The organism is Candidatus Korarchaeota archaeon NZ13-K, assembly GCA_003344655.1.
GTDB lineage: Archaea > Korarchaeota > Korarchaeia > Korarchaeales > Korarchaeaceae > Korarchaeum.
The window spans coordinates 94,833-107,729 of the sequence record MAIU01000001.1 but is presented as its reverse complement, the minus strand read 5'-3'; the positions used below and the strand labels follow the sequence as shown (position 1 = coordinate 107,729).

Genomic DNA, 12,897 nt, shown 5'->3' with positions numbered 1-12,897 from the left:
CCCTAGAACAACCCGGTCCCCCCAGTAAGAGGAATGCCATTGAGCTCATCGTCGGATCCGAGGGCATACTGGGCGTGATAGCCTCTGCCCTGGTGAGGCTCAGGTACCGTCCGGAGTCGAGGGTCTCCTACTACATGGAACTCAATGACGTCTCAGACTCACTTCTGATACAGGACTCACTGGAGAGGGCTGGCATCGAGGTCTCTGGGTTCGAAGTTTATCACAATTACAAGGAGCTGATGGAGGGAAAAGACTTCACCGGTGTTGAGGCCATAGGTTTCTTGGAGATCTCGGGAAGTCCCGAGTGCATCGAGAGATGGAGGTCTCGCGTCCATGAGGTGCTGTCTGAGATAGCGATAGAGCACAATGAGGTGGAGGGAAGCGAGGTGGACAGGGTCTGGGAGAGGAGGGAGAAGATATACAGGGTAGCCGGATCCAAGAAAGTTTCTATCAAGGTGGTGAGCATGCTATCTTACAAACATTTGATCAGAGATATCGTCCAGGAAATAGATAGGACCAGCGCGAGGATGAAGATCCCCTCAGTGACCGTGATAGACCCTCCCCTAGGATGGGTGACGGCCATCTTCCTCTATAACGCGAGGGATCCCAAGGAAGTTGAAAGGACGGAGAAGGCCTCACTCAACCTAATAGAGAGTGCATCCTCGCTGGGTGCATCCTTAGGATTCGGGACGGGAGTTGGTGTGCAGAGGATCAACGAGAATTTCGATGAGGGATACTTTCACATGATAAGAACTCTCAAGCAGATGCTGGATCCGAAAGGGATAATGAACCCCGGAAAGCTCCTATGAGGTGATCCCTTGGAGGTGGAGTTTGATCCTGAACTCTCCTCAGAGCTCTCCAGGTGTTTGGGCTGTGGTGGTTGCAACATACCCTGCCCCCTCTTCAATGCCGAGGACAGGCTCGAGAGCTCAGGTATGAGATCTAGGATGAAGATACTCTACATGCTCTCAAGAGGCAGCATTGAGCTAACTGAGAGCACTCTCAGGCACATATTCACATGCGCCAACTGCGGCCTGTGCGATCGCTACTGCCCCGTTGACATCAGACCCTTCGACCTGCTGGTCAGAACCAGAGGTTCATTCATAGACATGGGTTATGTCCCCCTAGTCACCGTCGGTATGAGGGACTCCTTCAGGAGATCAGGCAGTCCAATAGGTGGGGACCTGATAAAGGGCAACTGGCTTCCTCCGGATTTCCAGCCTAAAAGGGGATCAAGTGTTCTCTTGTTCGCCGGATGTTGGATGCATAAGGCCACTGAGATCGCCTTGAACACCATGAGGATCCTAGGGAAGGTCTCGGAAGATTTCACTACGATAGGTCCCGATGAGCCCTGCTCCGGCGCTCTTCTCTACATACTCGGAGAGAGGGATCTCGCCAGCGAGTCGAGGGAGAGGCTAATGAGCATGATATCGGAGCTCAGCCCCAAGGAGGTCATTTCAGGATGCTCGCTGACCCCTAGGGTTTATGCTGAACTCAACTTCACTGCTCTGACATCATTCATTCTCAGGTCGGTCAGATCCGGGGATCTGAAGCTGAGCAGGTACAAGGGTAAGGAGCTGAGAGTGCTGCCTCTACCCTCATGCAGCAGTGAGAGCTCCCTTAAGGTGCTACTCACGAGCATCGAGGGGATCGGTGTTATAGAGCCCCCCGAGTGGCTCTGCTGTGATTGCGGGTTCACATTATTGTATAGGGAAGAGGGGGAAAGGTTCTCTAACTGGGTTCAAAGGGTGCTGTCTCTCGCCAGCGCTCACGCCGCGACACACGTGGTGATAGAGGACGTGGGGTGCTATGCCATGTTCACCGATATTTTGGAGACGAAAGTTAGATCGAAGGGGATAAAAGCTTCCCATATATCCAGTTTCATGTTAGAATTTATAAAATAGTTATCCATTAGAGCCGAAGAATTTTTTGGATGGCAGGTCCCTTAACGCACCTCAGGGAGGTGATGTTCCCGACGGACGCGTAGATGAAACCAGAGTCCTCAGCTTTTTGCGCATCTAGGATGAGTCTGCCATCCAGAAGGAGGACAGGGTCTTCTCCAGCAAGGCTTCTCAGCTTCTTTAGATTCACTTCCTTGAATATGGAATGATCGCTCGCTATTATTACCACATCGGCCCCCCTCACGGCCTCCTCCAACTCATCGAAGAAGGTAGCTCCGAATGATTCGCGCACTAGCGGATCATGAACCCTGACCTCATGACCCCTTCTGACCAGCTCCCTTATCAGATAACCAGCAGGCGACTCCCTAGTATCAGGCACATCCCCTTTGTAGGTTACACCGAGGACGCAAACCTTTCCCCTTCCCTCCGGCCTCTTGCTCCTCAGGAACTCATCCACCAGCTCCGCATACCTGTAGGGCATCCGTTCATTGAGACTCCTCGCTGTGTTTATCAGCTCGGGCGAATATCCCTCCTCTACGGAGGCCCAGTAAAGGAAGAGAGGATCCTTGGTCAGGCAGCTACCACCTACCCCTATCCCGGGAACCAGCATCCTCACCCTAGGATGCCTGTTTACTATCTCCCTGACCCTCCTCACGTCCACTCCCAGGCTCTCACAGACCCTAGCAACTTCGTTCGCGAAGGCTATGTTTACGTCCCTATATGCGTTCTCAACGAGCTTCGATATCTCCGCAGTTAGGGGATCGGTGACTTCTATGCCTCCCTCAACGAACGACTCATATAGCAGCCTGGATATCTCAGCCGACCCCTCATCAATGGCACCTATTACCCTGCAGCTCCTGATGAGCTCCTCGATCAGATTTCCAGGCATGGCTCTCTCGGGGCAATAGGAGATGAAGAGATCTTCGCCTGGCCTGAAACCAAGTTCCACTACTTCCTTTAGTATTAGAGTCTCGAAGGTCTTGGGTGGGAGCGTGCTCTCAATGACTATCAGCCCACCCCTGTTGATCGAGGATAGAGCCGTCCTGAGCGCCTGCATGAGCATGCTCAGATCCGCAGATCCATCCCTTCTAGGAGTGGGAACCGCTATTATTATCACATCCGAACCCATGAGTTTCCTTTGGTCATTGGTTGGGAAGTATCTAGACCCTAGATGCTTGAGTAGGAGTCTCTTGATCTCCCTTTCCCCCTCAAGCCTAGTCTTACCGCTGGACAATTCTCCTATTACTCTCGGATCGATATCGTACCCCACCACCCTGAATCCGGAATCCGCTAGGATGAGTGCTATGGGAAGACCTATATAGCCCTGTCCTATCACGGAGATCTTCGCACTCCTACTCAGAACTCTCTCTCTTAGGTCGGAGGGGCGCTCATTCATTCCGATCCTCCTTCATGGCCCCCTCGTCGTACAAAAGCTATTCCATTGAAATCATTGAAATCGATGAAATCCAAGGGAGGGAAAAACGCTCTCAGCCTATATCAAGGTTCCCTGCCTCTCCCTGACCTTCAGGCGGGTTATGTACCCGGCTATCCGGTTTCTATATGTCTTGGATTTTATCTCAGCTATCTGAGATAGGATCACCTTGTTGTGCTCGAAATCCTCCGTCCAAAGATCCGGATACTGTTTCACAAGCTTATAGGCTGTTCTCTTGATGGCCTTCTCCCTGACGGTCCCCATAATCATCCGCTTCACCTCACGAGTGGGAGCTATAAGCGTTACCCCACCCTCACGGGGGTCGCCCGAAGAGATTATATTAGCGGCAAGTGTCGTATAATCACCGCCCGCCACCTCATGACCCCGGGGGTAGGGAGGAAAGCGTGGGCTGATCGATGACCCTCGGGGACTAGTTGGCGGGCGGACAGGCGGAATTAAGGGAGGTTTATCCGATGGAAGGTAGGAGAGATGTCTTCCATCCCAAGTACATAGCCAAGCTTGAGGTCTCCGTTAATGGGGTCGTGGAGACGAGCGATGTCATAGGCGCAATATTCGGACAACTCGAGGGACTACTGGGTCCAGAGTTGGAGTTAAAAGAGCTTCAAAGGACTGGAAAAATTGGTAGAATAAACATAAAGCTGAGAAGGGAGGGCGAAGGATCTAAAGGAGTGGTCGAGCTATACTCAGGGCTGGATAAAGTGAGAACCGCTCTCCTCATCGCCGCGATGGAGACCATCGATAAGGTAGGTCCCTATCAAGCCAACTTCAAACTCATAAAGGTGGTTGATGAAAGGGAGGAGAAGAGAAACGAAATAGCTAAGAGAGCCGCTGAAATACTGAGAAATTGGTCAATAGAGAGAGAAGATAGTTTCAGGAGGCTCATAGAGTTCGTAGAGAGGGAGAGCGCTAAGTCGAACTTCATACTCTATGGTGAGGAGCAGCTCCCGGCGGGCAGGGGAATCGAGGAGTCCCAGGAGATAATAGTGGTTGAGGGAAGGGCTGACGTGATGAACCTGCTGAAGTATGGCTTCGATAACGTGATAGCGATGGGCGGAGCTCTGGAAAGAGTTCCCAAATCTCTGGTAAAGCTTATATCGGAGAAGGAGGCTACAGCTTTTGTTGACGGGGATAGAGGAGGAGAGATGGTCCTCAGAACGCTCCTGGAGCAGACGGATATAGATTACGTGGCTAGAGCACCTGAGGGGAAGGTAGTGGAGGAGTTAACAGCGAAGGAGATAAGGAAGGCCCTATCCTCAGCTGTGCCCGCCGATGATGTGAGGAGGGAGCTCGGTATACCGGTAGTAGGGGAGAGGCAACATCAGGCAGGCCCTAAGTCCATTTCGGAGGGAAAGAAGTCAGCTTCTGAGGTGGATGAGAGGCTTTCCAGGATACCGGAGATTTTCAGAGGGTTCTATGAGAGAATAAGGAACACGGATAAGGTCCTCCTATTGGATGAGGGACTAAACGTCTTGAAGGAGATTTCTGTAGGAGATCTCCTTAACGAGCTCAACAGCCTCAAGGGAGTCAGCTACATAGTTTACGATCGAGTGATCACGCAGAGGATAGTCGATCGGGCTTACGAGATTGGAGTGAAGGCCATAGTCGCTAACGTGGCGAAGGACGTGGTGAGGAAGGGCGCCGGTCTAGCGATATACACGGTACAATGAGGATCGAAGGTGTAAAGACTTGAGGGTCTTGGAGGAGGATCTGAAGAAGGGATTCGTGAGGCTGAGGGTGGACAGCCTGAATGATATGTACTGGCTGTCCACGGTGCTCGAGAGGGGAGACCTAGTCACCATGAAGACTCTGAGGAGAGTCAAGCAGGATGGGATAAGGGCTGATAGTGGGGAGAGAGTGCCAATGACACTAACGATAGAGGTGGATAAGGTGAAACTTGATCACTACTCCTCCAAGTTGAGGGTATCTGGCATCGTCAGGGTGGGGCCTGATAAGTTCGGCATACAGGGGCAGCATCACACCTTCTCCGTCGAGGAGGGCTCTGTGTTAACAATAGTTAAGAAGGAGTGGAAGAGGTCTCACTTGGATATCCTCAGGAGGGCTGAGAGTCTCTCGGAGAAGGGAGAGTTGATTTTTGTGGCGATGGATGACGAGGGAGCTACTATAGCTAGGGTGAGTCCAACGAGAGCTGAAGAGGTTGCCTATGTAAGATCGAGGCTTCCGTCCAAGATGGAGGACCTGAGAGGGAGGGAGGGGGAGGAGAGAAGATACTTCTCCGAGGTCCTGGGCGTTTTACGTGAGTTGGATGGTAGGGTGAAACCTAGGGCAATAGTGGTTGGAGGTCCGGGGTTCACCAAGGAGAAGTTCATCTCCTACGTGAAGCTCAAGGACCCCGGGATCGGAGAGAAGGTGAGGGAGGGTGATGCCAGTAGCGCCACGTTCTCAGGAATAATTGAGATGTTGAGGAGAGGGGAGGCGGATAAGGTCCTGAGGGAGCTTGAGCTCATCAAGGACATGGTGAGCGTGGATGAGATCTTCAACCTACTGGCCAGAGGATCGGATCTCGTGACATACGGGCTCAAGGAAGTCATCGAATCTGTCAATCAGGGGGCGGCGGAGCTGGTCCTCATATCGAGCACCCTGTTCTTCGATCCGGACACTAGGGAGGAGATATTTAACCTGATAGAGGGATGCGAGAGAATAGGAGCTGAATTCCGAATAATAGATTCGGAGAGTGAACCCGGGGAGAGGTTGAAGGGCATAGGGGGCATAGCCGCCAAGCTGAGGTACAGGTTGCATTAGCGCTAGACACCCTCCCTCCTGAGTCTCTCGTCAAGCCATTTTTTGACCCCTCTGAGCCTTAAGAGGGCTTCTTCTATGGATTCCCCTGGCATCAGACGGTAATTGGCGTACAATCCCGTCTTGCCAACGACTCTTCTCTTGGTCAGGACTTTAACTCTCTCCTTAACGGATGCCTCATCTATCCCGAGTATCTTAGCTACAGCACTCTCGTGCCCCACTACTGGGAGCAGAAGGTGACCCGAAGGAGTGGGATATATCAGCTTGAGCTCTTTGTTCACCCCCGGTACTCTAATGCCGTTCCTCACTTCCTCTAACCCGATCCTTCCACCGAATTTGTAGAATTCCCTTTCCTTCATCCTCACCGTCCCCAAGGGGATGGAAACGACTAGTTCTTCATCGAAGTGTATGTGACACTTCGGTACGCTCCTCGGGGAGGCTTGAATTATCTCCCTGTAATAGGGCTCCCCCAGCTCGCCAGACAGCATATCCTCTATCAGCGAGGGAGGTAGGGAGCAGTCAAGGATCACCACATCTATATCACTCTCCCTCCTAACATCCCCCCTGGCTACACTCCCGTAAATGAATCCGATGATCCCTCTCCTCATGAGGATTTCTAAAACAGCTGTCCCTCTTTCCCTCTTCTCCCTCAGTATCTTCCATCTCTCCTCATCGTAAATCTCCTCCCCCTCCGGTTTTATATCGAATGAGCCCTGCACTCCGGATGGATGAGAGAGACCCCTAAAAACTTGATCCGTTGCTCCAAGTGCGGGGCTCCAGAGATCGTGGTAACCAGAAGGTACTCCGGCGAGAGCTTGTGCAGGAGATGCCTCAGGGACTCCCTCCTGAACAGGATGAGGAGGTTTGTCAGTAGGAATAACCTGCTCTCGAGGGATGATGAAATACTTTTCTTGAGGACCGAGTTGCCATACGATGATGTGCTTTCGGATCTTTTCTTCGAGATGGAATCGAGGTTCCCTGTAAGGATAAGCTCCTCCAAATTAAGCCTCGACTCCAGGGAGAGGATCCCTGAGGTGCTCCAAGAGGCCTTGAGAATGTTCAGGTCGAGGGATGAGAAAATCGTTCTCCCTCTGGTGCTCGATGATGTCGTGTACCTCCTGCTGAGATCGATATTCACGGGATCGCCGGATCTGCTGGTGATCTCAGGAAGGCTACACCTCGCTCTCAGGAGGATCGAGAACTTCATCGCACCGTTCAGCGAGATACCGCTGGAAGAGGCGATCGCCCTCTGCGGATGCGAAGTAGAAGGCCCATCTGACGATCCCTACATCAGAATGGTGGAAGAGCTTGAGAACGAGAGTCCGGGAATCAGATTCAATCTTTTAAGGTTCACCGAGAGGGCAGATTTTTTAAGAGCGATGGGGATCAGGTAGGCCAGCGGGTGGTGATGCAAAGACATGTCCGAGAGGGAAGCCTACGAGGTGGTGCCCAAGGAGGAGGACTTCTCCAGGTGGTTCGATGAGGTGATCTTCAAAGCGGAGATATTGGATGAGAGGTATCCAGTGAAGGGAATGTACGTATGGCTGCCTTATGGCTATGAGCTGATGGAGAATATAATGAACATCATGGAGAGGCTCCTCAGGCAGACAGGGCATAAAAGGGTTTATTTCCCATCGATAGTACCGGAGAGCGTTCTTAGTAGGGAGTTTCGTTTCATCAAAGGCTTTCAGGACTCGGTGTTTTGGGTGACCAGGTTAGGTAGGCAGGAGATAGAGGAGAAACTGGCTCTCAGGCCCACGAGTGAGGCAATAATGTATGAGGTTCTCTCTAGGTGGATAAACAGCTACAGGGATCTCCCGATAAGGATCTACCAGATAGCTCCGATCTACAGGTATGAGACCAAGGCGACGAGGCCCATGCTGAGGGTCAGGGAGGTCGCCTTCTTCAAGGAGGGTCATAGCTTTCACGCCACATACGAGGAAGCCGTTGAGCAGGTCAACCTGGAGGTCTGGATATACAAGAGCTTCTACGATGAGCTGCTCATTCCCTACATAGTCGTGAAGACGATGCCGTGGGACACATTCCCCGGCGCCCTCTACAACTACGACATCGTGACGATAATGCCGGACGGTAAGGCATTGGAGCTCGGTAGTGCCATAAATTTTGGAGATTTATTCGCCAAAACTTACGAGTTAAGATACATGGATGAGAAAGGAGAGAAAAGAAACGTTAATACTACTTCATTTGGGATATCCGAGAGATCGCTGGCCGCGGTTATAGCGATACACGGGGATGACAGGGGACTCAGGTTACCGCCGAAGATAGCCCCAATTCAGGTGGTCATAGTCCCAATACCCACGAAGGACTATGAAGAGAGGATAATGGATTACTGCAGGGAGGTGAGATCCGTTCTCTCCAGGGACTTCAGGGCGCACCTCGACGATAGCGATGAGAGACCGGGATACAAGTTCTACAAGTGGGAGATGAAGGGAGTCCCCATTAGGGTGGAGATCGGGAAGAAGGAACTCGAAAATAGGGAATTAACGATATTCAGGAGGGATAAGATGGAGAGAATGACTACACCATTTGAGGGGGTCACTAAATTCATCGATGAACTCTTGAGGGATATCGAGAGGGTACTCGCAGAGCAGGCGTGGAGCTACTTCAAGCAGAGGATTTATCACGCTAGGAACCTAGAGGAACTCATTGAAAACGTCAAAACAAAGGTGGTGTCCTTCGCCTGGTGCGGGAAGGAGGAATGTGGACATGAGGTAGAGGAGAAGGGTGGTTATGGACTGATAGGATATGAGGAAGGCGCCTTGGAGGGGAAGGGCGAGAGGTGCATCATCTGCGGGGAAGAAGCTAAGCATAGGTGCTGGATAGGCAGGTCCTACTGAGCACCCCCACGGCGAGAGCGCGGGCCCATGGGAGAGAAACCTTTTATTCTCATGAGGATCATAGGAGCTGGGTGAGTGTATGCCCAAAAAGAGGAAGAACAGGGGTAGGAAGTTAGGCGGTTCCGGCCATGAGAGAACAGTCCAATGCTCCCAATGTGGCAGGGTGGTTCCGGCTGATAAGGCCGTGAAGGTCACTAGATGGGTATCTCCAGTGGGCGGGAGCTTGGGAAAGGATCTTGAGAGGCAGGGCGCTTACATATCGAAGAGGCTTGAGACCAGGTACTACTGCGTCAGTTGCGCCGTCTACCTGGGTATAGTCAGGCCAAGAGCAGAGGAGGAAAGGAAGGAGTCCCTACCACTCAACAGGGCCGCCACGAAGAGGCAGGTATCGAACCTACCGCTCAAGTTCCTCAAGGTCTGATTCAGAACCAGTCCTCCAACCCTCCCTTCTTACCCCCTGGGGAGAGCTTAAGGGGTGCGAGGGTCCTCTCGATCACCTGATCGAACAAGTTCAAGTAGTATTCCGTATCCGCGTCTTCAACATCAAAGAATTCTGCCGGTCTGGCCCTCTCCGTCACACTGCCCGGACCTTTGACGATTATCATCCTTATAACCTGACCTCTGTGCAGCTCGATCCCCTTCACCTCCTTAAGCCAGAGGGAGACCCTGAGACCCTTCGTCATCCTCTCAAACTTCTCCTCCTCCTTGCCAATCGTCTCAAATATTATCAGGTCCTCCTTATCGAGATCGCCACTGATTATCTTACTCCTGAACCCCTCCACTATCTCCCCTATTCTCTCCCTCTCCCCCCTGAGGATGGCCTCGACGACCGCGCGTTGGGCCTCCTTCACTATCTTGGGATAGTCCCTCCTCACGAACTCAAGGCCCTTAGCTATCACCTTGCCATCCTCCAGCATGTGAGCATACTTCTTCTTGGCCAGGTAGATCCCCCTCAGGGCCCTGTAGCGGAGCTCGAGTTTCAGGGGTATCACCTCAACTATCTCATCCAACACACCCTCACACTCTCCCCTGATGAATTGAATCCCATCCGTGTCCATGTATATGACATCTAGGCCCCTCGACTCCAAGAACTCCTTGACCTTCTTTATGTAGAACCTACCGTAAGCGGATGTGAGCCTTGCTGCCGCTAGATTCTTGAAAGTGGCACCTTCCCATCCCATGTACCCGTACATAGCGTTCGTCACAACTTTTATTGCCTTCTGAGCGGCTTCAAGTCTCCTGTATTCTGGATCATCGTACCCGAGTTTCCTTAGAGACTCCTTGATCCTCGATCTCTCCTCCATCAACATCCCAACGACGTCGGGAATCAACCCCCTCGCGTCCCTGCAGAGCTTGGCCCTGACTCCCTCCACGTTGACCTCCTCCACCTCCCCGCACAGGCCCTCCTCAGGGTTGACCGTTTCGAAGCTCAGGTTGTGCAGGCTCATTATCGAGGGATACATGCTCGCGAAGTCTAGGTAGCAGATGTCCTCATATACTCCGGGGGATTTCATCCAGACGAGGCCTCCCTCATACTCCCCCTCAGATTTCTGGGCCGACTGGGAGACCACCCACCCCCTGTTCCTAGCCTCCTTGAGTAAAATAGCCTCCACTATCTCACCGACGGAGCTCCTCAGCAGCCTGTGAATCGGGATCAGGGACATTCTACATAGCTCCACTTGGTGGTCTATTATTTTATTGTATATTCCAGTTATAGTAATTAATTTCTTTTTTAGATACTCTAGAGCTGCATCTCTATCGCTCTTCCAGACCTCAGGGATCCTGAACTTCATCATTACCTTGGGCCTGCTGACGCCAAGCTCATCGGCTAGCTCGTACCAAGTCCTCTCGGGGAGGTATGGGAAGTCCCTCCAGGCCACCGAGAACAGATCTAAGTTCGCTCTACCCCTAACCCTAGTCTCAACTATGATCGTTCCCCTGAAAAACTTCCCGGTTTCAACAGGCTCAGATCCATCCCTACCCACTTGAAATCTGATCCCTAGCGCTTTCGCCCGCGCCATTATATGCTTGAATTCATCCGCATCCTGGCCATACCCTATCAGGACGTCGGGATCCTCCTTGGCTATTACTGAGGAGAACTCCTCTATCAGGGAGGCATCGTCTAGGTCGCTGACCGACATGATCTCCACAGGGCCCTCGTCCACGGCGTAGGAGATGGCAACCAAGGGACTCTTCCCCTCTATGGGAAAACCATCTTCGCTGTAGATCATGCCGGAGAAGAAGAGCTTCCTCAGTTCCTCCATTCCCTTCTGCTCTCCCGAGTCGGGAGCCGTGAAGGGGACCAAGTTCTCATCAATCACGTATTTGAACCAGGAGGGCAGCCCCGCCTCCATGGGGTTCCTCACGCCCTTGGCGGCCCTCTTCATGGACCTCTCATCCTTGAAGTGAAACTTCACTAGCTCCCTCTCAACTCCCATGACCTTCCTCTTGACTCTCTCCTTCTCCAAGAAGCCTGTGACATTTCCCTCTTCCTCCGGAAAGACGTAGAAGTAGGGTCTAAACTTGACCTTCCTGCTGGATCCTCCCGAGAACCAGAGCGTCAAGCCTTCCTCGGACTCCTCTATGTGGAAGTACATGCCCTCTCCCATGCTGATTCCGTTATATACGCTGGATCCCGAGTATAATAATTGTGAGGGAGTTCAACTCGCTAGTTGTGAGGTACTCGGAGATAGGCCTCAAGAGCTCTACTGTGAGGCATCGGATGGAAAGGATCCTTCAGAGGAATTTAGAGGAGACATACAGGAGTGAAGGTGTCCATTTCTTTAAGATAGTCAAGAGAGCAGCTAGATTGATAGTCTACACGTCAGATCCTAGAGTCAGGGATTCCACAAGGCTTGTCTTCGGTGTGAGTTCGTACAGCCCCTCCATCGAGGTTGAAGCCGACCTTGATGGGGCCGTTGAGCTTGTATCCAGTTGGGGGAATGGTAGTTTCGCTATAAGGGTCCAGAGGGTGACCAAAGAATTTCCAAAGACCTCCTTAGAGTTGGCTAAGGAGCTGGGATCCATCGTTAAGGAGAGAACAGGAAGACCGGTCAACTTGGATGATCCGGATCAGGAGATAATCGTGGAGCTGATCGGAGGCTATGCTTACGTTTCGGATGAGAGGATAAGTGGATACGGAGGGTTGCCGGTGGGCACTCAGGGTAGTGTTGTGGCCCTCATCTCGGGTGGAATCGATAGCCCAGTGGCGGCTTGGTTGATGATGAAGAGAGGGGCTAGGGTGATCCCGGTGCACTTCTCCAAGAGCGAGGCCGAGGAGGAGACGTTCAGGAGGATAATTGAAGTGCTGAGGAGATACTCTTATGGTTATGAGTTTAAACCTGTGGTGGTGGAGCATGCGGGCTTCCTAAGCGAGGTCGTCAGCAGAGGCGCCAGGGAGTGGACCTGCCTTCTCTGTAAGAGGAGGATGCTCATCATCGCAAATAGATTGGCCAAAGAACTAGGGGCCCATGCCATCGTTACGGGAGATTCCTTAGGGCAGGTGGCATCTCAAACGCTGGCAAACCTAGAGGTCGAGAGCAGATGTCTGGAGAAGCCCGTACTCAGACCTCTCATAGGCATGGATAAGGAGGAGATCGTTAGGCTGGCAAAGGAGATTGGAACCTACGACATCTCGATATCCCACAAAGATCCGTGCCCCTTCGTACCGGCGAAGCCCAAGACCTCAGCGGAATGGAGGAGTTTCTCGAGGGTCGTTGAGAGGATCGGATTCAAGGAGATCTTAGAGGATTGTAAGGGGGCTTAGCAGCTTCCGCGTTTCCCGAGCCCTTGGGGAGCTCAGTACTCCGCGGAACGCGGCCAGGCTTAACTTCCGGGTTCGGAATGGGTCCGGGTGTGTCCCTGGCCGCTATGGCCGCTCGCCCCCGTGACGCGAGGGGTGACTCACTTTAAAAACTTGCGTCCCCGG

Annotated in this window: 12 protein-coding genes and 1 rRNA gene; 8 read left to right on the top strand and 5 right to left on the bottom strand. The window is 52.4% G+C overall.

Annotated elements, in window-relative coordinates:
• Together BA066_00610 and BA066_00605 are read left to right on the top strand one after the other, a co-directional pair.
• On the top strand, positions 1-809 hold an 809-nt coding region (locus BA066_00610), incomplete at its 5' end, for a hypothetical protein (protein ID RDD54283.1).
• A 9-nt stretch (positions 810-818) separates the two neighbouring features.
• Positions 819-1,904, top strand: coding sequence for a (Fe-S)-binding protein (locus BA066_00605; protein RDD54282.1), 1,086 nt, complete (start codon positions 819-821; stop codon positions 1,902-1,904).
• Between the two features lie 7 nt (positions 1,905-1,911).
• Here the strand turns inward: BA066_00605 and BA066_00600 are convergent, their stop codons facing one another.
• Together BA066_00600 and BA066_00595 are read right to left on the bottom strand one after the other, a co-directional pair.
• Positions 1,912-3,297 (bottom strand): nucleotide sugar dehydrogenase, encoded by a 1,386-nt coding sequence (locus tag BA066_00600; protein ID RDD54281.1) that lies wholly within the window; start codon positions 3,295-3,297, stop codon positions 1,912-1,914.
• A gap of 96 nt (positions 3,298-3,393) precedes the next feature.
• Positions 3,394-3,597 carry a 30S ribosomal protein S17e gene (locus BA066_00595; GenBank protein ID RDD54289.1) on the bottom strand — a complete coding sequence of 68 codons (204 nt, stop codon included), beginning with the start codon at positions 3,595-3,597 and terminating at the stop codon, positions 3,394-3,396.
• A 209-nt stretch (positions 3,598-3,806) separates the two neighbouring features.
• On the opposite strand from BA066_00595, the gene BA066_00590 reads away from it, so the two are divergent.
• Both BA066_00590 and BA066_00585 read left to right on the top strand, forming a co-directional pair.
• Positions 3,807-5,021 carry a DNA primase gene (locus tag BA066_00590; GenBank protein RDD54280.1) on the top strand — a complete coding sequence of 405 codons (1,215 nt, stop codon included), beginning with the start codon at positions 3,807-3,809 and terminating at the stop codon, positions 5,019-5,021.
• A 19-nt stretch (positions 5,022-5,040) separates the two neighbouring features.
• Entirely contained in the window at positions 5,041-6,114 is a 1,074-nt protein-coding gene (locus BA066_00585; protein RDD54279.1) for an mRNA surveillance protein pelota, read from the top strand.
• A 2-nt stretch (positions 6,115-6,116) separates the two neighbouring features.
• Here the strand turns inward: BA066_00585 and BA066_00580 are convergent, their stop codons facing one another.
• Entirely contained in the window at positions 6,117-6,719 is a 603-nt protein-coding gene (locus BA066_00580; protein ID RDD54288.1) for a DNA polymerase subunit beta, read from the bottom strand.
• A 120-nt stretch (positions 6,720-6,839) separates the two neighbouring features.
• On the opposite strand from BA066_00580, the gene BA066_00575 reads away from it, so the two are divergent.
• The 3 genes from BA066_00575 to BA066_00565 all read left to right on the top strand — a co-directional run bounded on the left by BA066_00575 (position 6,840) and on the right by BA066_00565 (position 9,390).
• Complete coding sequence (locus BA066_00575) at positions 6,840-7,505, top strand: hypothetical protein (GenBank protein RDD54278.1); 666 nt, start codon at positions 6,840-6,842, stop codon at positions 7,503-7,505.
• Between the two features lie 24 nt (positions 7,506-7,529).
• The gene (locus tag BA066_00570) at positions 7,530-8,969 is read left to right on the top strand and encodes a proline--tRNA ligase (GenBank protein RDD54277.1); all 1,440 of its coding nucleotides are present in this window, start codon (positions 7,530-7,532) and stop codon (positions 8,967-8,969) included.
• A 79-nt stretch (positions 8,970-9,048) separates the two neighbouring features.
• A complete protein-coding gene (locus BA066_00565; protein ID RDD54276.1) occupies positions 9,049-9,390 on the top strand; it encodes a 30S ribosomal protein S26e in 342 nt (113 codons plus the stop codon).
• A gap of 1 nt (position 9,391) precedes the next feature.
• Here the strand turns inward: BA066_00565 and BA066_00560 are convergent, their stop codons facing one another.
• Complete coding sequence (locus BA066_00560) at positions 9,392-11,578, bottom strand: hypothetical protein (GenBank protein ID RDD54275.1); 2,187 nt, start codon at positions 11,576-11,578, stop codon at positions 9,392-9,394.
• A 14-nt stretch (positions 11,579-11,592) separates the two neighbouring features.
• Between BA066_00560 and thiI the strand changes: the two genes are divergently transcribed.
• A complete protein-coding gene (gene thiI / locus BA066_00555) occupies positions 11,593-12,735 on the top strand; it encodes a tRNA 4-thiouridine(8) synthase ThiI (protein ID RDD54274.1) in 1,143 nt (380 codons plus the stop codon).
• Here the strand turns inward: thiI and rrf are convergent.
• Positions 12,730-12,851 (bottom strand): 5S ribosomal RNA (gene rrf, locus BA066_00550). The two genes, thiI and rrf, sit on opposite strands and share 6 nt — an antisense overlap.
• Positions 12,852-12,897: the final 46 nt, after the last annotated feature.

What these genes read in the sequence shown, in the direction of transcription:
- BA066_00565 (RDD54276.1), top strand. Translation starts at nt 9,049, where the DNA reads ATGCCCAAAAAGAGGAAGAACAGGGGTAGGAAGTTAGGCGGTTCCGGC.
- BA066_00580 (RDD54288.1), bottom strand. Translation starts at nt 6,719, where the DNA reads ATGAGGAGAGGGATCATCGGATTCATTTACGGGAGTGTAGCCAGGGGG.
- BA066_00595 (RDD54289.1), bottom strand. Translation starts at nt 3,597, where the DNA reads ATGGGGACCGTCAGGGAGAAGGCCATCAAGAGAACAGCCTATAAGCTT.
- BA066_00575 (RDD54278.1), top strand. Translation starts at nt 6,840, where the DNA reads ATGAGAGAGACCCCTAAAAACTTGATCCGTTGCTCCAAGTGCGGGGCT.
- BA066_00560 (RDD54275.1), bottom strand. Translation starts at nt 11,578, where the DNA reads ATGGGAGAGGGCATGTACTTCCACATAGAGGAGTCCGAGGAAGGCTTG.
- BA066_00570 (RDD54277.1), top strand. Translation starts at nt 7,530, where the DNA reads ATGTCCGAGAGGGAAGCCTACGAGGTGGTGCCCAAGGAGGAGGACTTC.
- BA066_00600 (RDD54281.1), bottom strand. Translation starts at nt 3,297, where the DNA reads ATGAATGAGCGCCCCTCCGACCTAAGAGAGAGAGTTCTGAGTAGGAGT.
- BA066_00590 (RDD54280.1), top strand. Translation starts at nt 3,807, where the DNA reads ATGGAAGGTAGGAGAGATGTCTTCCATCCCAAGTACATAGCCAAGCTT.